The sequence below is a fragment of the Bacillus sp. 22475 genome, from assembly GCF_052044835.1.
Lineage (GTDB): Bacteria > Bacillota > Bacilli > Bacillales > Bacillaceae_G > Bacillus_A > Bacillus_A cereus.
Map to the genome: position 1 here is coordinate 289,979 of NZ_JBQENW010000004.1, position 22,618 is coordinate 312,596.

Below are 22,618 nucleotides of genomic sequence, written 5' to 3' on the forward strand. Positions count from 1 at the left end.
ACAATATTATAAAGTGTAAATTTTTTGTAAAGACATCCGTACAAGCTAATGTTTTAGTTCAAATAACAAGTTAATATTCGTTTTTAATACTCTTTCTAACTGCTTTTTTTGTTTTTCAGCTTGCACTTTTTCCGCTAATGCCGATTGTTCGCATAAAGCTTTAAACGTTAATCCTTCTTCGTTTTCTGTTATAGATATCGTATCAACAAGCGATCGTTGCCTTACATTTAAAGTAGCTGAAAATTGTAAAACAGCTCCTAACAGGCGGATTTTTTTTTGTTCGCTTTTATCAAACCAACCTTCAAATGGTGATAAATGTTGTTTAAATAACATTTTTGATTTATACGATGCAATTAGCGCTAGCCTTACTCGATCTTTATGCATCATGCCATCAATTGTCTTATTCGCTAATAAATAAAACGTATGTAAACGGCTCGCTTCTTCGTCTATATATTTGCCTATATTAAATACTTTCGCTGCTTGATGGAACACTTCCCAGTCTTTTACTGCCATAGAAATAAGCCCTATTTCCTCAAGTTGTTTGCAAATTAGTCTTCCATGTTTAATAAGTTGAATTACAAATTCCATATCCATTTCGTATTCATGTGATAGTAAATGCAAACTTTCTTCAACTACGTTCGGATAATATGAAATCCCCAAATCTTTTGTCAACTCTTCATAGAAAACACCTTCTCTTAACCCTTTTCTACTTAATACAAATGCCGGTGCCTCTATAACATGAACAAGTGTATGAAATACTTCAACCGCTGGAATAATCGTATCCGCTCGATCTTTTGCCAATCCTTCCAATTTCTGAAGTTCTATGAACGACAATTTTTCCAATTCATCTTTTACATTTTCAATATCTTCTTCTTTCATCTTGTATAAATGTAATCCTGCTATAGGATAACATATTAAATTTTGATGGATTTTTACTAAGTTCCTCGCACTACCACCAATTGCAATAAGAGGCAATTTCTTATTGCTTAACCATGGTAACGTTCGAAATTGAAACTCTAAATACCGTTGCATTCCTTCTAACTCATCTTTAGTAGGAATATCACCTTTAATAAATTGTTGCTTTAAAGAAAGTGCCCCAAAAGGAAAACTATGGTACTCTAAAATCTCTCTATTTCTAAAGTATGTAACTTCCGTACTTCCCCCACCAATATCTACCGTTATTCCTTCTGAAAACGATGTAGAATTCATAACCGCCAAGTATCCGTAACGCGCTTCCTCATATTCTGATAATACTCTAAGAGTAAAGTCCGTTTGTCCTTCAATAAGCTTTTTAATTTCCTCTTGATTCTCAGACTGTCTAATTGTTGCTGTTGCAACACATAGTACATGATGCAACTGATGGAACCTTGTACTTTCTTGAAATTGAAATAATGTCTGTAATAATACTTCTATTCCCTCTTCATTCAACACACCATCAATTAAGTAATTCCTTAACCTAGCAACCACTTTCGTATTTTCAATCTCTTTATAAAAACCTCCATTTTGCTTTTCATAAATAACTAAACGCATTGTATTAGATCCAATATCTATAATGGCATACTGTTGTTTTAATATTTCTTTCAAACTTCTCACTCTTTCATTATCAAATTTCAAAAACATATTCTATTACTATTATACAAAATAGTTGTTTTTTGTAACAATATTGCTTTAATATTGAAAATATATACAATCACTTTTTGCATATAATAAAAACCTCTTTTATTTATGGTATAATAATGAAAAATTGAAAGGAGATTCAATATGAAACCTTCACAACCACAATCTCAATTACAAAACCAACATTCTATTAATCGACTAGCTCAATCTATTTTCGTTGTGAATCGTCATGCTAAAGCAGCTACTAATCCTAAATATTTATACTGGTTAAAAAAGACAGCTTTAGAACGTTTGATTGCTGAAAAAAAAGCAATTAAAGAAGGATTACATTTTTCTAGAAACCCACGTTTTAGCCAACAACAATCTGATGTCCTTATACGTTTAGGCGATTATTTTTTCCACATCCCTCCTACGAAAGAAGATTTTCGAATTCTACCGCATCTTGGTCATCTTGAATCCTCCTATCGAAATCCGAAAACAACCTTATCTTTAACAGTAGCAAAAAAAACACTTCAAGATTATATTGGTCCTGAAGCATTGAAACAAGAAAAAAAATTAAGTGAACCTGTTCCATGGTATAGTCGTACTTATACAAAAAAATAAAACAGTTTGGCCAAGTGTAGGCCAAACTGTTTTATTTTTTCTCTTCTTTAATTTTAATATTTGCTTGTTTATAAAAAGCTACTTTTTCTGTATTATAAGACTTTGTGAATTCATTAAATTTATCTTTTTCTGACTCAATATCCTTATAAGATTGATTTACTACTTTTACTTTTTCACTAATATCTTTTAATTTAGTACCTTTATCTTGTAACATTGTGTATAACTCTTTTTCTTGTTTTAAAGATTTATTATAGCTGTCATACATTTTATTAAATGAATCGTGTCGTTTCTCATAGGTGCTTTTCACTTTATCAGCTTGATCTTTCAACTTATTATCTTCAATTTTCTTCACATACTTATCAGCTGACTTCACTTCTTCTTGCGCTTTATTTAAAGCCTCTTTTTCTTTTGTAAGTACTTTCTCTCGTTCAGTTGTATTCTTTGCTGCTTGATTCAATTTTTCTTTAACAGTTTGATTATTATCTTTTCCTTCTTGCACAATCTGGTTATATAATTCTTGTCCTTCTTTCTCTAAAGCCTCAAGTTTTTTTGCATCTTCAAACATTGTTTTTTCTTGTTTAGCAGCGTTTTCAAACGCTACATATAATTCTTCTTCTGGTTTCGGTCCAAAACAACCGGCTAATAAAGTCATTGATAATGCAGTTATAATTACTAATTTACTATATTTCAACATCTCTTCCTCCTATTTATAAACGACCATCGTGTAATATAAAAAAGTTATAAAATATGTAATTGTTCTATACACTCGCATCTTTTTTACGAAGATCATTAATATTGTTTGTACGAATTATTACTTAATATTACATTATTCTTTTTGAAGTATTTAGCAGTTCCATATCCATCTTTAAGTATAGTTTTTCGTGTTTTTTAAAACCTGTTCACACTATGTATTACCTTAATGGCCACAGAATTTCACCTCAGTCTTAATAAGACTATAATAGTTCACCTGATAAAAGGTGATCGTTCCGCTCTCACGTCTATCATTCCCTTTCCAGCTTTCTATCAAATAATCTCTTTGTTCATTTTACACAGTACAATCGATATCTCGCAACAACTTACAAATATTCTTTTCATTTCCTAAAAAGGAAAAGTGTAGAGCTTGCTTTCCTCTACACTTTTAAAATAAAACACATTGTGCAAATTGCATTGGCACTACCATCATAATTATATGCTTATTTCATATATTTTTAAAGACTTTTATTACAAACGCAACGTTTTTTGTAATAAAAGTCAAAAAAATGTTACAAATAAAACTTCTTCCTATCATATATCTTCAAATCAAAGCTTCACTCATTTTCTTGCAAATTTCTATACTGATACAATTGATTTTGCGACTTTCTCAACAGTTCTTCAAACGTTTTTCCTTCTACTGGATAGCTAGCTGCTCCAAATAAAAGAGTGACACTGAGTAAATCACCTTCTATTTCACTTTCAATATTTTTCATTAATCTGTTTGTTATTGTTGATGTTTCATGACCATTATCAATTGCTACAATAACATACTTATTTTCATCCCACTTTGTAACAACATCTCCCTTCCGAATTGTCTTTACAATGGTACTCTCTAATTTTTGTACTAACACTCCCAATTTTTTTTCTTGCAACGTGTCTTTTAATCCTTCCCATTCTTTTACAGAAAGAATGTAAACCGTAATATTACGGGAATCTCTTTCAGATAAAGCGGCTACTTTCCCAAAAAAATCAACAACAAAATCGTTGCTTGCCATTCCTCCTACTTCCACATTCATACGCTTGTTCGCTCTTTTATCGTACCAATGTCCAAAATAATAACTTAGTATCATTTGCAATATATAAATAATAAAGACGGTATAAAATGATCGTGAATCCAGTTTTGCAATTACATCCTGAAGTGCAATCCATTCTGTAACTGCCACTGTATTTCCAAGTAATAATCCACTAATTTTCCCTTTATGTTTCATACTTCTCCCCCTTTTATACCAATATATGTTTCTATATCAATAATGTTTTTCTACAAAATAAAAAATGTACATATGCAATGTACATTTCTGCTTAAGCTTGTATACCTTTCCTACTCTATTTCATATATATAATATATAACTTTTATAGAAAGGAGTAATCTATATGCTACAAAAAGAGAATCTATCAGATGCTATGCGTTTACTAGCGGGTTTTCTATTATCATTAAAATTATTATTTACCTCTTTCGGCATACACTTTATTACAAACGATCAAATCGACGCTATTGTTAATGTTGTTTCATTTTTATTTATTCTATACTTTGGCTACAAAAATAACTATGTAGGAAAAAAAGGAATAGAGCAAAAGAAAATACTCAAAAAACACAACCTTCACTAAAAAAGGAACCTTTTGTACAGGTTCCTTTTTATCATTGCCGCACAACAACTTCATTTGTTTGCAGTGGACCATATGATATCTCTTTATCTTGAAATGTATATGTAGCCTGAAAGAATGCTTGTTTAAGAGCTTTATCTTTATTAGCTTTTATTTTGCAACATAGTTCCACCTTCTCATTCGGTAACAAATCATCAATTCGCCACCTTACAAGCTGGAATAAAAACTCACTTATCCCCTTATCAACTTTTAAAGAATTAGGAATATAAGCAAAGTAATCTCGAATCATATGACTTACAACAACTCTCGAAATCATTTCTATCCCTTTATTTTCCACTTCAATTCGCATAATAAGTATGTCGTTTACATCGTAGGTCAATTCATACGAAAATTGTTCTGTATACATACTACCAATTTGCAATGTAACGGCTACTTGAGGAAATTCATTTTCCTTTTTCGATCCGTCAATCCACAATACTGGTTGTAGCGGTATTGAATACTTTCCTGTATCCGAAATTCGTCCCCATATTTTCATAATATATATTCACCTCATTTCAGATGTACCATACACACAATGAATTCCCCAACTTACTAAAGCTTGCTACAAGTAATGTTTAATATTTCTCTTCCTTTTATCCTATTCGACAATATGAAGAAAAAACCATTTTTCATCTATTAACAGAAGGTGTTCTTTATGAAATTTTTTTACAATTTACTTCATTTCCTTTATAGCAATATTCGTATCGCTCACTCGTTCTCTACTCATATGAAAGAATATTTTGACGGAAGAAAAAATTTGCCTTATAGTCAAATTTGACTATAATATTCTTTATGGCATATTAGTGCACTTATGGAAAAGAAATTAAAATCAACTATACATTTAAATTTTTTATCCACTGCACTCAAAACTTAATATAGTTTACTTATTTCTAAAGGAGGGTTATATTTGGAAACTCAACCATTAAAAAAAGACACCAACAAGACAAAATTTGTTGTTGCTGGTTTGCTGCTTGGTATATTAATGGCCGCAATGGATAATACAATCGTTGCAACCGCAATGGCAACAATCGTTGGAGACCTAGGAGGCTTTGATAAGTTTGTTTGGGTCACATCAGCTTATATGGTAGCAACAATGGCAGGGATGCCTATCTTTGGGAAACTTTCTGATATGTACGGGCGGAAACGTTTTTATATTGGGGGCCTCATTCTTTTCTTATTCGGTTCTGCGCTTTGCGGAACAGCTTCAAGTATTGAGCAATTAAGTATTTATAGAGCTATTCAAGGTATCGGTGGTGGTGCCCTTATGCCTATCGCCTTTACAATTATGTATGATATCTTCCCACCAGAAAAACGCGGGAAGATGACAGGGCTATTCGGTGCTGTTTTCGGGACATCTAGTGTATTCGGTCCTTTATTAGGTGCTTATATTACAGACTATATAAGTTGGCATTGGGTCTTCTATATCAATATTCCATTAGGACTTATCTCCTTTTTCTTCATTACTAAATACTACAGTGAGTCTCTAGAATTTAGAAAACAAAAAATTGATTGGGCTGGTGCTATTACACTTGTCATAAGTATTGTTTGCTTAATGTTCGCATTGGAACTTGGTGGTAAGGAATATGCCTGGAATTCCACTGTAATTATTGGCTTATTTACAACAGTAGTTATTGCGCTTATTATTTTCTTCTTTGTAGAAAGAAAAGCAACCGAGCCTATTATTTCGTTCCATCTATTTAAAAAACCTTTATTCGCAGCTAGTCAAGGAGTTGCCTTTTTCTATGGTGCTGCTTTTATTATCTGTACAGTTTATATTCCAATCTTCATTCAAGGCGTTCTTGGAGGTTCGGCCTCTAATGCTGGATTAATTTTAACACCAATGATGGTTGGTTCTGTAATTGGAAGTCAAACAGGAGGACAATTAGCTTCTCGAACAAGCTATCGTAACATTATGATGGTATCTGGTGTCTTCTTCGTTCTTGGTATTTATTCATTAAGTACTTTAACAATGGACACACCTCGTTTACTCGTAACACTATTTATGATTCTCGCTGGGCTTGGTGTTGGCTTCTCATTCTCAGTATTAAGTATGTCTTCTATTCACAAGTTAGAAATGCGAGACCGCGGTTCGGCGACATCAACAAACTCATTCTTCCGATCACTCGGTATGACTCTTGGTGTAACAATTTTCGGTACAATTCAAAATCATATTTTTACAGATAAACTAAACTCTGTGTTCCCCCCTGAACTAGCAAAATTAGCTCCAAAAGGCGGAGACACAAGTTTCTTATTATCACCAGGCGCTACCGCAAAAATTCCTGCTGAAATATTAGCGGGTATTAAAGAAGCTCTCGCTACATCTATTGCGAACACATTCTTCTGGGCACTCATCCCGGCTGTACTAAGTATTATTTGTATTTTACTAATGGGAAATGAACGCCTCTTTACAGGCCCTAAAAAGAAAGAAAAACAAAAGCAAGTTAGTTAATATAAAAAAGAAGCGGCATATCCCTTTATGAAAAAGGATATGCCGTTTATAATATGTATAAAGTTTTTATATATAGGAGTTGAGACAGCATGAGCATGAAATTAGTCATTCTCGGCTTGCTACTCGAAGGAGATAAACATCCATATGAAGTGCAGCATATTATGAAAGAACGACAAATGGATTGTTACATTAAATATGCTAAAGGATCACTTTATTACGCCTTCGAGCAATTAGAAAAGCAAGGCGCAATTCATATTACAAATGTAATTAGAGACACAAATCGACCTGACAAAACGATTTTTCATATAACAGAAGAAGGCAAAAAACTATTTCACACTTTACTCTTAAAACAATTCGAAGCCAAAAACCAAATATATAAACCAATTTATTCAGCCTTATCTTTCGCTCACTTTAGCAATAATCATGAATTAGTTCCTATTTTAGAAAAAAAGAAAAATGATACTCTTCAATATTTACATACTATGCAAACGATATATGATTGTAATAAAGGAAAGGTTCCACGTGCACAACTATATATTTTGCAAAGTGTAATTGAGCATATTACAGTTGAATTACAATGGCTAAACACCCTCCTTAAAGATGCTATAGCAGGCCGACTTTCAGAAGTTGCTATAGATGAAAATTGAGCTATGAAAGAAGACATCCCTACTTCTTTCATAGCTCAATTTCTCTTTTTATACTGTAATATTATTAGTTACTTCAGAACAAAAAAGTCAGAATAATAAGAAATAAAAACTTTGGAATTTTCTTATTTTAAAACAGTAGACAAAATTCCAAAAATTGTGTTAGAATTTGTTTCAATATCATATCGCTTGTTAAATTCCTTTCAAAAGGAAAATAGGTACACGAACATTTCGTTTCGTGTTTAAAAGGGAAGCTTGGTGAAACTCCAACACGGTCCCGCCACTGTAAATGCTGAGATTTCTTTTTGGTGCCACTGTGAAAACGGGAAGGTGAAAGAAATTATATGAAGCATAAGTCAGGAGACCTGCCTGTTTTAACAACACTGATAGATTCACGGATGATGATGAGGTGTTAAAACAAAAAGGAAGGCTTATTTTCTATGTCTTTGTACTTTTTGTTATAGGTATTTCCTAGTAAACGGAAATGCTTACTTTCAATTAGGGAGGAATTTAAAATGGCAATTCAAACAAGTAACTTAGGCTATCCACGTATCGGACTACAACGAGAGTGGAAAAAAACATTGGAAGCTTTTTGGTCCAATAAAATCGATGAAGAACAATTTTTAACAACAATGAAAGAAATTCGCCTTCAACACGTAAAAGTACAGCAAGAAAAAGGAATTGAACTCATTCCAGTTGGCGACTTTACATATTATGATCACGTTTTGGATACTGCTTATATGCTAGGATTTATCCCATCACGTTTTTCTGAGTTTACATCTTACCTTGATGTATATTTTGCAATGGCGCGTGGCTCTAAAGATCACGTAGCTTCCGAAATGACAAAATGGTTTAACACAAACTATCACTATATCGTTCCTGAATATGAAGAGGGATTACAAATCTCATTAAAAGATAATCGTCCACTTCGCTTATACGAAGAGGCAAAACAAGAATTAGGAGTAGATGGAAAGCCTGTTATTTTAGGTCCATATACTTTCTTAAAATTAGCTAAAGGCTATACACAAGAACAATTTCCTTCCATTTTAAAACAGTTAGTTGCACCTTACGTACAACTGCTTTCAGAACTACATGCAGCTGGTGCACAAGCCATTCAAGTTGATGAACCAATTTTCGCTTCTTTAACGAAAGAAGAAGTTCAACAAGCAAAAGAAATTTATGAAGCTATTCGTAAAGAAGTTCCAAATGCGACTCTTCTTTTACAAACATATTTTGATAGCGTGGAAGAAAACTATGAAGAAATTATTACATTCCCGGTATCCGGTATTGGATTAGATTTCATTCATGGTAAAGAAGGTAATTTAAATGCTATTTCAAAATATGGATTCCCAGCTGATAAAACTTTAGCTGTCGGTTGTATAGATGGCCGTAACATTTGGAGAGCTGACCTTGATGAAGTTCTTGAGTTATTTACAACGTTACAAAAACAAGTCCAAACGAAAGATTTCATCGTTCAGCCTTCTTGTAGCTTATTGCATACACCAATCGATAAAACAGAAGAAACTCACTTATCGACTGAGCTGTTTGATGCGTTAGCATTTGCAAATCAAAAATTAGAAGAGTTAGTTCTTATTCATTCCGCTCTCACTCAAGGTACAGAAAGCATTAGTAATGAGCTGGAAACATATCGAAACGTACATCATACAATTCGTTCATCTGCTGCACGTAACCGAGAAGATGTCAAAGCAGCACGAACAGCACTAAAAGAAGAAGATTTTTCACGTCCTCTTCCATTTGAAAAACGATACGAATTACAACAAGTTGCTCTAGAGTTACCGCTATTACCAACAACGACTATTGGTAGCTTCCCGCAAACTACTGAAGTTCGTCAAACGCGAAAAGAATGGCGTAACGGTGTTATTTCAAATGAACAATATGAACAATTTATTGAAAAAGAGACAGAAAAATGGATTCGTTACCAAGAAGAAATTGGGCTTGATGTCCTTGTACATGGTGAATTTGAAAGAACTGACATGGTCGAATATTTTGGTGAGCGCCTTGCTGGTTTCTCATTCACTAAAAACGGTTGGGTACAATCATACGGTTCCCGCTGCGTAAAACCACCTGTTATTTATGGTGATGTAGCCTTTATTAACGGCATGACTATTAAGGAAACAGTTTATGCGCAAAGCTTAACAGAGAAAGTTGTAAAAGGAATGTTAACCGGACCTGTTACAATTTTAAATTGGTCCTTCGTTCGAAATGATATTCCAAGAAAAGAAGTTTCGTATCAAATTGCACTAGCTCTTCGTCACGAAATTGAACTACTTGAATCTTCCGGAATTAGAGTAATCCAAGTCGATGAGCCCGCACTTCGTGAAGGAATGCCACTAAAAGAAAAAGATTGGGATGCTTATATTACATGGGCAGTACAATCCTTCCTTTTAGCAACTTCTTCTGTAGCAAATGAAACACAAATTCATACTCATATGTGTTACAGTAACTTCGAAGATATTGTTGACGCGATTCGCGCATTAGATGCAGATGTAATTTCTATCGAAACATCAAGAAGTCACGGAGAATTTATTGATACGTTGAAACATACAACATATGAAAAAGGCATCGGCCTAGGTGTATATGATATTCATAGCCCACGTGTACCGAGTAAAGATGAAATGTATAAAATCGTAGAACAATCTTTAGAAGTATGCGATCCTAAATATTTCTGGATTAATCCTGATTGTGGTTTAAAAACGAGAAGAACAGAAGAAGTTATTCCAGCTTTAGAACATATGGTGCAAGCAGCGAAAGATGCTCGTTCCCTTTTAAAAACAAACGCATAACAAAAATGGGTTATCCTTTTCTCAGGATAACCCATTTTTATTCTTTACTTTCAAAGAAGAATTCGTATTGTATTTTATATAATTCATCATCCGTTGGCTCTTCAAGAGGAATTGCTTGTAAGACAACTGTATACTCACCATTTGGAATAGGTATTTGAAATTTGTTTGAAAGAATACTCGTTATAACGATACTTTCATTTTCAACCGTAAAAGGAACCGTAATCGTTCTAACCACTTCTTCTTTTTCAATATGTTTCCCTGGGGTCACTTTCACTTCACAAGTATAATCAGAAAGTGCTTCAAAAATAACAGTTCCCTCTGCCTTAGCATAACCTCTTTCAAAATCTTCATCAGTCCAGTCTACATAAGGCTGCTCACCGTCATAGTTCATCAACATTAATTGCGAATAAGAAATTGTTAACTCCATAGTTCCCCTTCTCCTTCATTATGAAATATACAACTACTACTACTTCACTTCAAATTTTACTCGCGTACCATCTGGATATTTATCTAACTTATTCCCTACCCAAGAGCCTGCTCCCCGGTTATCCGCTGGACTTATATATTCAATATGTGCTCCTTTTCCGCCTTCCTTGCACATCGCCATTGGCCATTCATCACGATCATACCCTTTTTTTGATGGATACGGTGCTAACGACAATTTCCTTCTATCTGCAGCACCACCACGATCGATTGTACAAACTTCTGAATGCCCTTCTTTTATAGCATCCGTAATATGTTTTCCTGTCTCTGGATAACGTTCTTTCGGAAATTCTAACACTTGATCATACGTATTCGTTTTCTTTACACTTGTTTCCTCTGGCACAAGTACTTCATAAACTGCTACTAAAATAGACAGAATTGCGATAATTGAAATGATAATACCTTTTAATTGCTTCATGTATACCTCCATGTTTCTACCAGTTTCTTTTCCTCAGTTATTATAACAAACTTCTCCTGTATATGTTTTCAGACATTATTTTAGTTATTCCTTGCCATTCCGCCAAAAAATTTCATTTTTTCACTAATGCTGTAGAAAACTAATAGCCTTCCGACATTCTTTTTCAAAGGAAGTCCTCATAAAAGATTGAAATGATATATACGATACTTTTTGGGGAGGAAATATGATGGAAGCTACCTATAAAACGAAAGATGTCACGAATAAAACAGGCATCCCAAAACATATAGTCCGCAAATATAGTCAACTGTTAGAGGAACATGGTTATATGATTTCTAAAACAGCTGATGCTCGTATTTATAAACTTGATGATTTAAAACTATTGAAATCTATACATGAAAGAGCTGCCACATTACAAGAAGATATTTCAGAAACGATACCGATTATTTTAAAAGAAAAAGAGGCCCCACCTGTACCAGTTATACAAGATAAGCAAGAGATACAACCGAAAGAAAAAGAAGATGGGCGTAACTTTGAGGAGTTCATGTTGAAACTTGAAATGCTAGCTCAATTAAATGAAGCAATTATTCATCAAAATTCTACTCTAATTACACAAAATCGTTTAAAGGATGAGAAACTAGATGAATTGATGCAACAAGTGTATGTAAAAGAAGGCTCTCAAGAAAAAATGCTTCAAGAGTTAGTCGAGCACGCCGCTCAAACAGATGCATTGCAAAAAGAAAAAATGGACTTATTAATGAATCATATGTATAAACGAGAATCCAAACAAGAAGAAAAAATGAATAAACTTGTTAGTCAAATTTATAACAAGGACAGTAATCGTGATGCACAGCTTATGCAAGTTATTCGAGAAATTCAAGAAACAAAAAGAATGGTTGCTGCCTCAAAAGAGCAAAGCTTCTTTCAATCATTTAAAAGTTTATTTAGCCGAGCAAAACAAGAAAAAACAAATGAATAAACAATATAAAATAAAAAGTTACCTTCCATCGGTAACTTTTATTCCTTATTTTGTACAGCTGGTAATATAATAATTGCTTCAGTGCCTTTTCCACTTTCACTCTTATATTCCAATGTACCATTATGCGCTTGTAAAATACTAAATGTTACCATAAGCCCTAATCCTGTCCCTTTTTCTTTTAAAGAATAATATGGTTGCCCCAGCCTTGCTAGCTGTTCTTTCGTCATACCAACACCACTATCTTTAACTCTTATTATGATTGTTTCGTCTTTTTGAATAGCTGTTACTTTTAAATATCCTTTATTTCCTTGAATTGCTTCAATACCATTTTTAACAACATTCATAATAGCTTGCTTCAATTTTGTCTTATCACCAATCGTATAAAGACTTTCTGAAATTTCAACTTGTAAATATACACCTTGCATCGCTGCAAATGACGACATAAGAGTGGTCATTTCTATTAATTGGGCTGATAAACAAATGTGTTCTTTTTTCTCAATTTGCGGCCTTGCTAAATTCAAGTAATCTGAAATAATTTGTTCCGCCCGATCCAATTCAGCTAATACGAGACGCATATAATCCTTATTCTTCACATCTTCCGTACTTTCTAGCAATTGGATAAATCCACGAACAACAGTAAGTGGATTTCGAACTTCATGTGCCACACTTGCTGCTAACTCACTTACAATATTAAGCTTTTCTGATTTTTGCATCTCTGTACGTAGCAATGCATTTTCATTTAAATATTCAGTTAAATACACCTGAAATACCATTGTCATGACCATGATAAGCGAGGCAAATATAAATCCGCTATATATTTGCGAAATATACGGTGTAAATCCTGTTTCCAAAAGAACATTAATCATGCCTAATACTAAAGAAACAAGCACATAAAATGATGAAATCATAAATGCTAAAATTAATTTCTTATCCCTTGAAAAAAGAGACCATTTTTTTGATAAAAATAGCGGAACTATCAATAAAAATATTACTTCTAAAACTGGAAGAAAGCTCATTCCTTTTAGTAACCATTCATATGCAACAAAAATAACCGCTGGGATTAAACCAACAATCCCACCATATAAAAAACCACTGACAATTGGAATGGGGTGAAAGTTATACCCACACACATTGCCAAAACAAATAGAGTATGTCATGGAGAGAACGAGCGTAACGCTAGATAAAAACATAATAAAGTAACGATTTGGCTTCGGAGGCATTTCTTGATAGCGATTTAAACGAATCGCTTCATATAAAAATAGTGGCAAAATTATGATGGCAATTTGAATCAATAAATCACGGATAAGCTCCATAACCTCTCATCCCCTATATGTATTTTGATATGATTATATCATTTTATAGGTGTATTTGTTTTAAAATTTTGATTTTTCTTAACATATTTGTTAATTCTTTGTTAACAACTCATAATAATTGTTACAGATTTTCGAAATGATTGTAAACCCTGTACCAAATTTCCTTCGTGCAGTATACAATGAATACGGATTACAAAGAAAATATAAAAATACTTTTTTAGACGGACAACTATAGCAAAATACAGCATATAATCCATACTATCTATGTTTACAAATAAGTGATCATTACTTTAGTAGGAGGAAGATAAATATGGCGGGTACTACGCTTGTTTTAAAAGAAGAAAATTTGGTTGTTCTAGAAAATGTTGAAAAATCAGTATATGAAGAGTTACAGCATAAAGCAGGAGATGAAGATTGCACATGTGCTGTGAACGAATCAGTTGTTCACCTTGGCAAGGTATCCTCTGTACTCTGGAATGAAGATGAAATAGATTGGGAATACGGATATTAAAAAGTCGCTTATAGCGGCTTTTTTTCTCTTTTCTCTCTCTTTCTAAATTACATATACAAAGCGCAATCATAGAAAATATGATAAAATGAACTTAATTTTCAAACGGAAGAAAGGGAGATACAATGGAACAATTCATTAACCCTAGAGTGAAGGATATCCAAATTTCTGGAATCCGTCAATTCTCTAACATGATTCAAAACTATGATAATTTGATTTCTTTAACAATCGGACAACCCGATTTCCCTACACCTTCTCTCGTAAAAGAAGCGGCAAAACGGGCTATTACAGAAAACTATACAAGCTATACACATAACGCTGGTTTACTAGAATTACGTAAGGCAGCTTGTAACTTCGTAAAAGATAACTACGATTTACATTACTCACCTGAAAACGAAACCATCGTTACAATTGGTGCTAGCGAAGCAATTGATGTTGCATTCCGAACGATTTTAGAGCCAGGAACAGAAGTAATTTTACCTGCTCCTATTTATCCAGGTTACGAACCTATTATTCGATTATGCGGTGCAACGCCCATTTTTGTAGATGTTCGTGAAACTGGATTCCGTTTAACAGCTGACGCGCTAAAAAATGCTATTACAGAAAAAACAAGATGTATCGTACTACCATATCCTTCTAACCCAACTGGTGTAACTTTATCCACAGAAGAATTAAAAGATATTGTAGATGTTTTAAAAGATAAAAATATTTTCGTCCTTTCAGATGAAATTTATAGCGAGCTTGTGTATGAACAAAAGCATACATCTATCGCTCATTTCCCAGAAATGCGTGAAAAGACAATTGTCATTAACGGTTTATCTAAATCACATTCTATGACTGGCTGGCGTGTTGGACTTTTATTCGCACCAAGCTATTTAGCAGGACACATATTAAAAGTTCATCAATACAATGTAACGTGTGCTACTTCAATCGCTCAATACGCTGCGATTGAAGCATTAACAGCTGCTAAAGACGCACCCAAAATGATGCGCCACCAATATAGAAAACGCCGTGATTACGTATATAATAGACTCACTCAAATGGGATTAGCAGTTGAAAAGCCAACAGGTGCATTTTACTTATTCCCATATGTTGGTCATTTGACATCTTCATCATTTGATTTTGCACTTGATCTTGTCAAAGAAGCTGGACTAGCTGTAGTTCCTGGAACAGCATTCTCTGAATACGGTGAAGGCTACCTTCGCTTGTCCTATGCATATAGTATCGAAACTTTAAAAGAAGGCTGCGACCGATTAGAAGCCTTTCTAAAGAAAAAAGCTAAGAGTTAAACTCTTAGCTTTTTTCTGCATAATGATCACAAGTTTGACGTTTTAGTAATTTATGAGGAATAATGATACACTTTGCAGTGGATTCTGCATTCTCTACTTTATCAACTAAAGCTTTCGCTGCCTCATATCCTAGCTGATAAATATTCACATCAACTGTCGAAAGTGGAGGGCTCGCAATTTCTGATAATAAAGCATTATTAAAGCTTACAATAGAAACATCCTTCGGTACAACGAATCCTTTTTTAGAAAGAGCACTTAACACACCAAGTCCAATTAAGTCATCCGTTGCCATAATTGCCGTCGGCGGTTGCTGCAGTCCCATTAATTCCTCAACGGCTTGTTGACCACTTTCCCTCGAAAAATCAAAATGTAAAATATATTCTTTTGGTAATACAATGTCTGCTAATTTCAAGGCATCACTCATACCAGCTAAACGATCTCTCGTTACAAGTAAATCTGATCCACCACCAATGAACGCGATTTGCTTATGCCCTAATGAAATTAAATATTCTGCCACTTCTCTTGCAGCTGTATAATTGTCATTATCTACATATGTAATTTCATCTTTTCGATCATATGGTTTTCCTATTAAAACAAACGGGAAATTTTGTTCATGTAAATATTGAATAATCCGATCATTCTCCCTTGAATATAAAAGAATAATGCCACCAATTTGACGTCCCTGTACCATCTTTACGACACCATTAAAAATTTCTTCTTCCGTTTCACCTGTCGACATGTAAAGCGCATAACCTTCTACGTGTGCAAATGAACTAATCCCTCTTATAACTTCTGGGAAAAATGGATTTTGAAAAGCTTTACTTGCAGAACTTGGCATAACAAGACCAAGTGTTTTCGTCGTTTGGTTCGCAAGATTTCTCGCATTTAAATTGGGATGATACCCTAATTCACTCATCACTTTCCTAACACGGCGCTTTGTTTTTTCACTTATACTTGGATTATCAGCAATTACACGAGAAACTGTTGATGGTGCAACATTCGCTTGCTTCGCCACATCTTTAATTGTAACTGTCATAAAAATCCCCCTCCTCTCATTTCTCTGCCATTTTTCATATATTTTATCTCGCACTCATTGCAAGTCATAAACTTTCATTTCTTATATCTTGCAAAACTAATCCTATTCTCCCTCTTCATGTATTGTAAGGGATATAGCTATTTTTTCCTATACTATAATATACTATTTATTTCACTTCTTTTCACATGTGATGTCAAATCTCTTTTCATCTCCCTATAAAGTTATTTATAGGGAGATGAAAAGAAAAATGGGACGTAATGTCCCATTTTTCATCCTTTTGTACCTCCAGCTGTTAAACCGGAAACAAAATATTTTTGTAGTGATAGGAATAAAATTGAAATTGGGATCGCAATTAACACAGAACCCGCTGCAAACGTTGTAAATTCATTACCGAATTTTTTCGCAACCATTTCATATAATCCAACTGCTAAAGTATAATTTTCTGGTGTTCGCAAAATAATACTTGCTAAAATGAAATCTGTAAATGGACCAATGAAAGTAAATAACGCTACAACCGCTACGATTGGCTTTGCAAGTGGCATAATGATTTGCCAGAAAATACGGAAATGCCCTGCTCCATCCATTCGAGCTGATTCATCCAACTCTTTCGGAATCGTATCAAAATACCCTTTCATAAGCCATGTATTCATCGGAATTGCTCCGCCCACATAAATTAAAATTAATGCAAGATGTGTATCAAGTAATCCTGTTAACTGAGCTAATATATATAGTGCGATTAACGCTGCAAAGTTTGGGATCATTTGCAGAATTAAAAATGTTAATAAACCATTCTTTCTTCCAACAAAACGATATCTCGAAAATGCATAAGCAGTAAAACTAATGGCTAGTACAGAGAAAATCATCGTCATTACGCTAACTTTTAAAGTATTTTTATACCAAAGTAAGTAATTACTTGAATCGAGATCAAGTAACTTGCGATAATGATCTAATGTGGCATTTTTCGGAATAATACTTGACCCAGATAAACTATCACCCGGATTAAACGATGAGCCAATTATCCATAGTAATGGATAGAAAACAATCGCACACATTATGAAGATAACTAAATAACTTAATGAAAGACGTAGCATCTTTTGTCGTTTAATATTCATTTACATCATATCCTCTTCTTGGAATGATTTTGTTCTCTTAAATTGCCATAACGCAACTGTAATAACGATTAACGATAAAATCATTGTAAGAGCTGCTGCTTTGCCGTATTGAGCCGAAGTCATCGTTAATTTATAGATCCATGAAATTAAAATATCCGTTCCACCTGCATTTTGTCCAGACACAGCAGGTCCCCCGTTATTAAATAGATAAATAATACTAAAATTATTAAAGTTAAACGTATATTGCGTAATTAATATTGGCGCTGTTGCGTATAACACTAGTGGCAATGTAATTTTGCAGAACTGTTGCCAAGCAGTTGCTCCATCTACTGTAGCCGCTTCATATAATTCTCCTGGAATCGATTGCAGTATACCTGTTGTCATCGCAAAGACGAACGGGAAACCAAGCCACGTTTGAATCATAATTAAAGCAATCTTTGACCAAAACGGGTCTGTCATCCAAGCAATCTTTTCAATCCCGAATAAAGCTAATACTTGGTTATTAATTGCTCCAAATGTTTCATTAAACATACCAGCAAATACAAGAATAGATACGAATGCTGGAACAGCCCACGGTAAAATAAAGATTGTTCGAATAATTGCCTTACCTTTAATACCAGGCTGATTTACGATAATCGCTAAAAAAATACCAAGTGCAACTTGTAATGTTGTTGCAACGAATGTCCAAATGACAGTCCAAGAAAATACACTTAAAAATGTATCTCTCCACATCGGTAATGTGAAAATATCAATAAAGTTTTTAAAGCCCACCCAATCTACTAATTTAGCTGGAGGAGAATGATATAAATCATAGTTTGTAAATCCAATTAAAATTACGAAGATGATTGGAAATACGACAACAAAGATAAGTAGTAGAAAACCTGGTGAAACCATTAAATAAGGAAAGCCTTGATCTAACAAATTACGGTATTGCTCTTTTACAGAATTTAACGGTGTTCCAATATCACGTTTCTTCCCATTTTGATATGCATCATATAAGTTAAATGCATATATGCCAAGCCCAAAAGCGATAACGATAAGTGCCAAAATCCCTTCTACTAATAGAAAGACGGAATGGTCACGTGGAACTTCTGTACCGAGCGTTACAATGCCCCATAACCCCATATTTAATAAATCAGCAAAGGCTACAATAAATGAACCTGTTAATACTAGAAAAATAAGACCTTTTACAAATTGTTTATTATACATTTGGCCCACGCCTGGAATGATTGATAACATGGTTGCCATTTTCCTATGCTTTGAATCATTTAACCCCTTTGCAGGTTCCATAGATGTTTGCATGTTCCTTCCCCCTTTTTTCTTCCCACATGGAAGGGAGAGAATTCGTGCCCCTCATATTAGAGGCACGAATTTCACCTTATTTTTTCTTACTATGATTTGCCTCAATATTACCTTTAATTTGTTTCACTGCACTATCAAGTGCGGATTTTGGTGCTTCTTTATCTGATACAACTAATTGAAGCGCATCTCCAGCTGGTTTCCAAACTTCTTGCATTTCTGGAATATTTGGCATTGGAATTCCATTTTCAGATTGCGTCGCAACCGCTTTTGCAGCCTCATTTTCTTTAATGATTGGATCTTCCATTACTGATTTTACTGGTGGAATTTCTTTCGTTTTCTCAAAGCGAATTTTAGCATTTTCTTCATTTGTAACCCACTCAGTAAATTTTGTAGCTAAATCATTTTGTTTAGAGAAGCTTGTTACATGCCATCCTTTTACGCCAACGAACGTTTTCATCGGTTGACCATTTGGTAATTTCGGCATTGGAGCAACACCATAGTCTATTCCAGCCTTTTCCATCGCTTGGAATGCCCATGGACCATTCATAATAGATGCTGCTTTTCCTTCATTAAATAATCCATCTGCAGCTGAACCACCAGATTCACCGATAATACCTTTCGGGAATAACTTTTCTTTATACCATTTTTGAATATATTCAGCACCTTGTACCGCACCGCCATTATTTAATCCAATATCATTTGCATTTGGCTTTCCATCTTTTTCACCAAATACATAACCACCCATACCTGCCATAAATGCATTAGCAAAGTAGAAGTTATCTCCTAGTGCTAAAAATCCGTATTTTCCATCTTTCGTAAAGTCTTTTGAGAAGTTAAACAGTTCATCCATGGTTTCTGGCGCTTTTTGCATCATTTTTTTATTATAAATAAAGATTGGTGTTTCAATCGCTTTTGGTAAACCATATATTTTTCCGTTATATGTTTGTGCTTCTATTGATAAATCTGTAAATTTACTTTTTACTGTATCATCTACTTTCACTTCTGAAAGTAGCCCTTCTGTTACCGCATTACCAATATGATCATGTGGCAATGTTACAACATCTGGCCCTGTGCCAGCTGGACCGTCGAGACGAAGTTTTTCTATTTGTTTCGTCATCTGAACCTCTTCAACTTTTACTTTCACATTATATTTCTTTTCAAAACTTTTCACCGCTGGCTCTAGACCCACACCTTTTTTCTCATCTTCCCAAACGAGAAGATCATAGTCTTTTTTCGCTTTACTTTCCTCTTTTTTCCCTGAATCTTTCGGTCCACATGCAGATAACATACCAATAGATAATGCTGAAACCGTTAATAATGATAATGCTTTCTTCATCCCAAAAACCTCCCTAAATTGTCTATGTACCTTAGCAACTGAAAACGTTTGCATTTAATAGTTTAATTGAAGCGCAAACAATATCTCAAGTCTATGAAAACGTTTGCGCTATTTGTCTATCATTATACATTCTTTTATTCATTTTGCAAATATTAATTTAAAAATTATGTCATTATACTCTTTATACATTGACTTTATATGAAATGAATAATACTCTTATAAGCAATATTAAAGCTATAAGAAAGGCAATCGTTTGCAATATAGGCTTTATTATTACACTTAAGGGAATACTATGTATAGAGATATTGAAGGGGGATTTTCTATATGTTTAAAGAAGCCATTTATCATAGGCCGAAAGATAATTATGCATACGCTTACGATGAACAAACAATTCACATCCGAATACGTACTAAGAGAGATGATGTTCAAAGCGCCGATCTTATTTACGGTGATCCTTACGAATGGAAAGACGGGAAATGGATATCAGCAAGTACACCAATGAAAAAAACGGGTTCTACTGCATTATTTGATTATTGGTCCATTGCAATCGAACCAAAATTTAAGCGCTTACGTTATGGTTTTGAATTAAAATCTGAAACAGACACTCTTATTTATACAGAGCGAGGATTCTTTTCTAACATTCCAAATGATGATGTTGGTAACTTTTTTTGTTTTCCATTTATTCATGCAGATGATGTATTCAAAGCACCATCTTGGATTAAAGAGACCATTTGGTATCAGATTTTCCCTGAACGATTCGCTAATGGCGATAGTACGCTGAATCCAGAAAACACCCTTCCTTGGGGAAGTGCGAATCCTACGCCAACTAATTTTTTCGGCGGGGATTTTGCTGGTGTTATTCAAAACCTTGATTACCTTGTTAAGCTTGGCATTTCCGGAATATATTTCACACCTATTTTCAAAGCTCATTCAAACCATAAATATGACACAATTGACTATATGGAAATTGATCCACAATTTGGGACGAAAGAAACTTTTAAAGAGCTCGTTGAAGAATGTCATAAGCACGGTATAAAAGTAATGCTCGATGCTGTGTTTAATCATAGTGGATACTTTTTCGAGAAATTTCAAGACGTTCTAGAGAACGGTGAGAAGTCTGCATATAAAGAGTGGTTCCACATTCATGAATTTCCAATTATAACCGAGCCACTTCCCAATTATGATACTTTCGCCTTTACACCGTATATGCCTAAATTAAATACAGCTCATCCAGATGTAAAAGAATACTTACTTGAAGTAGGACGTTATTGGGTACGAGAATTCAATATAGATGGCTGGCGCCTTGATGTCGCAAATGAAGTCGATCACAACTTTTGGAGAGAATTCCGAACTGAAATAAAGACATTAAATCCTGAAGTATATATTTTGGGAGAAATTTGGCACGATGCCCTTCCGTGGCTACAAGGCGATCAATTTGATGCTGTCATGAGCTACCCTGTTACAAACGCTCTACTTTCTTACTTTGCTAACGATTCCATTAAAGCAAGTGAATTTATGAAGCAAATTACAGAATCTCTACATTCCTACTCTATGAATGTAAATGAAGCAGCCTTTCATTTATTAGATAGCCATGATACTCCAAGAATTTTAACAACATGCAATGGAGATAAAAATAAGTTGAAATTGCTCTATGTATTCCATCTTTCTTTCATCGGCTCTCCATGTATTTATTACGGAGATGAAATCGGCATGGATGGTGGTATGGACCCCGATTGCCGTAAATGTATGATTTGGGATACTAAAGAACAAGATCATGCATTATTTACACATATACAAACATTGATTTCATTACGAAAACAACATGAAGCTTTTGGAGGACATGGCACTTTTCAATTCATCGAAGCAAATGATGAACATAATTATATTTCTTATACGAAAACATATGAGGATGAAACTATCTTTTTCGTTTTAAACCCTACTAATAGTGAAGTTACAGTTTCACTCCCTCTTCATGTTACTGGTAAGAAAATAATTAACATTTATACAAATGAAGAATTTTCAGCGGAAGCAAGTGTATTACAAGTTACACTTCCTCCATATGGATTCTCCATATTAAAATGGTAATCAAAAAAGCCTTATGCCATGGTGAAGTGCACCCCAATTGTTAGACACAGCCTAACAATTGGAGGTGCATTTTTTATGGCTAAATTTTCTTCAAAAGAAAAAATCCAAGCGGTGAAACGATATTTAGATGGTACAGAAAGTGGAAAAACAATTGCTAAATCTATAGGAGTTAACCCTAGTGTACTTCGTGAGTGGATTAGACGATATGAGTCTTCAGGTGAAAAGGCCTTTGAAAAGTGCTATACATTC

21 protein-coding genes and 1 riboswitch are annotated in these 22,618 nt (G+C 34.1%); of the genes, 10 read left to right on the forward strand and 11 right to left on the reverse strand.

All coding sequences use genetic code 11. The annotated features are described in order from the left end of the window. Positions 1 to 45 precede the first annotated feature (45 nt). Positions 46 to 1,620 (reverse strand): exopolyphosphatase, encoded by a 1,575-nt coding sequence (gene ppx, locus ACTJJY_RS10005; protein ID WP_440605439.1) that lies wholly within the window; start codon positions 1,618 to 1,620, stop codon positions 46 to 48. A gap of 141 nt (positions 1,621 to 1,761) precedes the next feature. On the opposite strand from ppx, the gene ACTJJY_RS10010 reads away from it, so the two are divergent. Beyond that, complete coding sequence (locus ACTJJY_RS10010) at positions 1,762 to 2,220, forward strand: YkyB family protein (protein WP_000804864.1); 459 nt, start codon at positions 1,762 to 1,764, stop codon at positions 2,218 to 2,220. Between the two features lie 31 nt (positions 2,221 to 2,251). Here ACTJJY_RS10010 and ACTJJY_RS10015 read toward each other — a convergent pair whose 3' ends face one another. Further along, entirely contained in the window at positions 2,252 to 2,914 is a 663-nt protein-coding gene (locus ACTJJY_RS10015; RefSeq protein ID WP_440605440.1) for a YkyA family protein, read from the reverse strand. 613 nt (positions 2,915 to 3,527) lie between these two features. Continuing rightward, positions 3,528 to 4,181, reverse strand: a complete 654-nt coding sequence (locus tag ACTJJY_RS10020; RefSeq protein WP_053563727.1) for a diguanylate cyclase domain-containing protein — start codon at positions 4,179 to 4,181, stop codon at positions 3,528 to 3,530. A gap of 163 nt (positions 4,182 to 4,344) precedes the next feature. On the opposite strand from ACTJJY_RS10020, the gene ACTJJY_RS10025 reads away from it, so the two are divergent. After that, positions 4,345 to 4,578: an SPP1 phage holin family protein gene (locus ACTJJY_RS10025; RefSeq protein WP_000939446.1), complete on the forward strand. Its 234-nt coding sequence runs from the start codon at positions 4,345 to 4,347 to the stop codon at positions 4,576 to 4,578. 31 nt (positions 4,579 to 4,609) lie between these two features. Here the strand turns inward: ACTJJY_RS10025 and ACTJJY_RS10030 are convergent, their stop codons facing one another. Next, on the reverse strand, positions 4,610 to 5,110 hold the full coding sequence (locus ACTJJY_RS10030; RefSeq protein WP_440605441.1) for a hypothetical protein: 501 nt from the start codon (positions 5,108 to 5,110) through the stop codon (positions 4,610 to 4,612). Positions 5,111 to 5,521: 411 nt separating this feature from the next. On the opposite strand from ACTJJY_RS10030, the gene ACTJJY_RS10035 reads away from it, so the two are divergent. The 3 genes from ACTJJY_RS10035 (at position 5,522) to metE (ending at position 10,511) form a co-directional block, all read left to right on the forward strand. Continuing rightward, positions 5,522 to 7,063: an MDR family MFS transporter gene (locus ACTJJY_RS10035; RefSeq protein WP_098391137.1), complete on the forward strand. Its 1,542-nt coding sequence runs from the start codon at positions 5,522 to 5,524 to the stop codon at positions 7,061 to 7,063. A gap of 89 nt (positions 7,064 to 7,152) precedes the next feature. Further along, a complete protein-coding gene (locus tag ACTJJY_RS10040) occupies positions 7,153 to 7,710 on the forward strand; it encodes a PadR family transcriptional regulator (protein WP_420953296.1) in 558 nt (185 codons plus the stop codon). Between the two features lie 196 nt (positions 7,711 to 7,906). Continuing rightward, positions 7,907 to 8,094: riboswitch (cobalamin riboswitch) on the forward strand. Between the two features lie 128 nt (positions 8,095 to 8,222). Beyond that, a complete protein-coding gene (gene metE / locus ACTJJY_RS10045) occupies positions 8,223 to 10,511 on the forward strand; it encodes a 5-methyltetrahydropteroyltriglutamate--homocysteine S-methyltransferase (RefSeq protein WP_440605442.1) in 2,289 nt (762 codons plus the stop codon). Positions 10,512 to 10,548: 37 nt separating this feature from the next. Here metE and comJ read toward each other — a convergent pair whose 3' ends face one another. Next, on the reverse strand, positions 10,549 to 10,938 hold the full coding sequence (comJ, locus tag ACTJJY_RS10050; protein ID WP_063548529.1) for a competence protein ComJ: 390 nt from the start codon (positions 10,936 to 10,938) through the stop codon (positions 10,549 to 10,551). 39 nt (positions 10,939 to 10,977) lie between these two features. Then, on the reverse strand, positions 10,978 to 11,412 hold the full coding sequence (gene nucA, locus ACTJJY_RS10055) for a DNA-entry nuclease (RefSeq protein WP_000811494.1): 435 nt from the start codon (positions 11,410 to 11,412) through the stop codon (positions 10,978 to 10,980). Between the two features lie 226 nt (positions 11,413 to 11,638). Here nucA and ACTJJY_RS10060 point away from each other — a divergent pair, with 226 nt between their 5' ends. Next, positions 11,639 to 12,388, forward strand: a complete 750-nt coding sequence (locus tag ACTJJY_RS10060) for a DUF3967 domain-containing protein (protein ID WP_000388467.1) — start codon at positions 11,639 to 11,641, stop codon at positions 12,386 to 12,388. Between the two features lie 38 nt (positions 12,389 to 12,426). On the opposite strand, the gene kinB is transcribed toward ACTJJY_RS10060, so the two are convergent. Further along, positions 12,427 to 13,701, reverse strand: coding sequence for a sporulation sensor histidine kinase KinB (gene kinB / locus ACTJJY_RS10065; protein WP_000420369.1), 1,275 nt, complete (start codon positions 13,699 to 13,701; stop codon positions 12,427 to 12,429). 310 nt (positions 13,702 to 14,011) lie between these two features. On the opposite strand from kinB, the gene ACTJJY_RS10070 reads away from it, so the two are divergent. Continuing rightward, positions 14,012 to 14,212 (forward strand): hypothetical protein, encoded by a 201-nt coding sequence (locus ACTJJY_RS10070; RefSeq protein ID WP_000929276.1) that lies wholly within the window; start codon positions 14,012 to 14,014, stop codon positions 14,210 to 14,212. Between the two features lie 122 nt (positions 14,213 to 14,334). Then, positions 14,335 to 15,498, forward strand: coding sequence for an aminotransferase A (locus tag ACTJJY_RS10075; RefSeq protein ID WP_440605443.1), 1,164 nt, complete (start codon positions 14,335 to 14,337; stop codon positions 15,496 to 15,498). A 4-nt stretch (positions 15,499 to 15,502) separates the two neighbouring features. Here the strand turns inward: ACTJJY_RS10075 and malR are convergent, their stop codons facing one another. The 4 genes from malR to ACTJJY_RS10095 all read right to left on the reverse strand — a co-directional run bounded on the left by malR (position 15,503) and on the right by ACTJJY_RS10095 (position 20,284). Beyond that, a complete protein-coding gene (malR, locus tag ACTJJY_RS10080; protein ID WP_016512354.1) occupies positions 15,503 to 16,534 on the reverse strand; it encodes a maltose operon transcriptional repressor MalR in 1,032 nt (343 codons plus the stop codon). A gap of 269 nt (positions 16,535 to 16,803) precedes the next feature. Then, on the reverse strand, positions 16,804 to 17,646 hold the full coding sequence (gene malD / locus ACTJJY_RS10085; RefSeq protein ID WP_001022603.1) for a maltosaccharide ABC transporter permease MalD: 843 nt from the start codon (positions 17,644 to 17,646) through the stop codon (positions 16,804 to 16,806). Further along, complete coding sequence (malC, locus tag ACTJJY_RS10090; protein WP_440605444.1) at positions 17,647 to 18,948, reverse strand: maltosaccharide ABC transporter permease MalC; 1,302 nt, start codon at positions 18,946 to 18,948, stop codon at positions 17,647 to 17,649. 76 nt (positions 18,949 to 19,024) lie between these two features. After that, positions 19,025 to 20,284, reverse strand: a complete 1,260-nt coding sequence (locus tag ACTJJY_RS10095; protein WP_440605445.1) for an extracellular solute-binding protein — start codon at positions 20,282 to 20,284, stop codon at positions 19,025 to 19,027. A gap of 324 nt (positions 20,285 to 20,608) precedes the next feature. On the opposite strand from ACTJJY_RS10095, the gene ACTJJY_RS10100 reads away from it, so the two are divergent. Then, positions 20,609 to 22,369 (forward strand): alpha-glycosidase, encoded by a 1,761-nt coding sequence (locus ACTJJY_RS10100; RefSeq protein WP_440605446.1) that lies wholly within the window; start codon positions 20,609 to 20,611, stop codon positions 22,367 to 22,369. Positions 22,370 to 22,444: 75 nt separating this feature from the next. After that, positions 22,445 to 22,618, forward strand: a 174-nt coding sequence (locus ACTJJY_RS10105; protein ID WP_326268117.1) for a transposase, incomplete at its 3' end; no start/stop codon positions are given.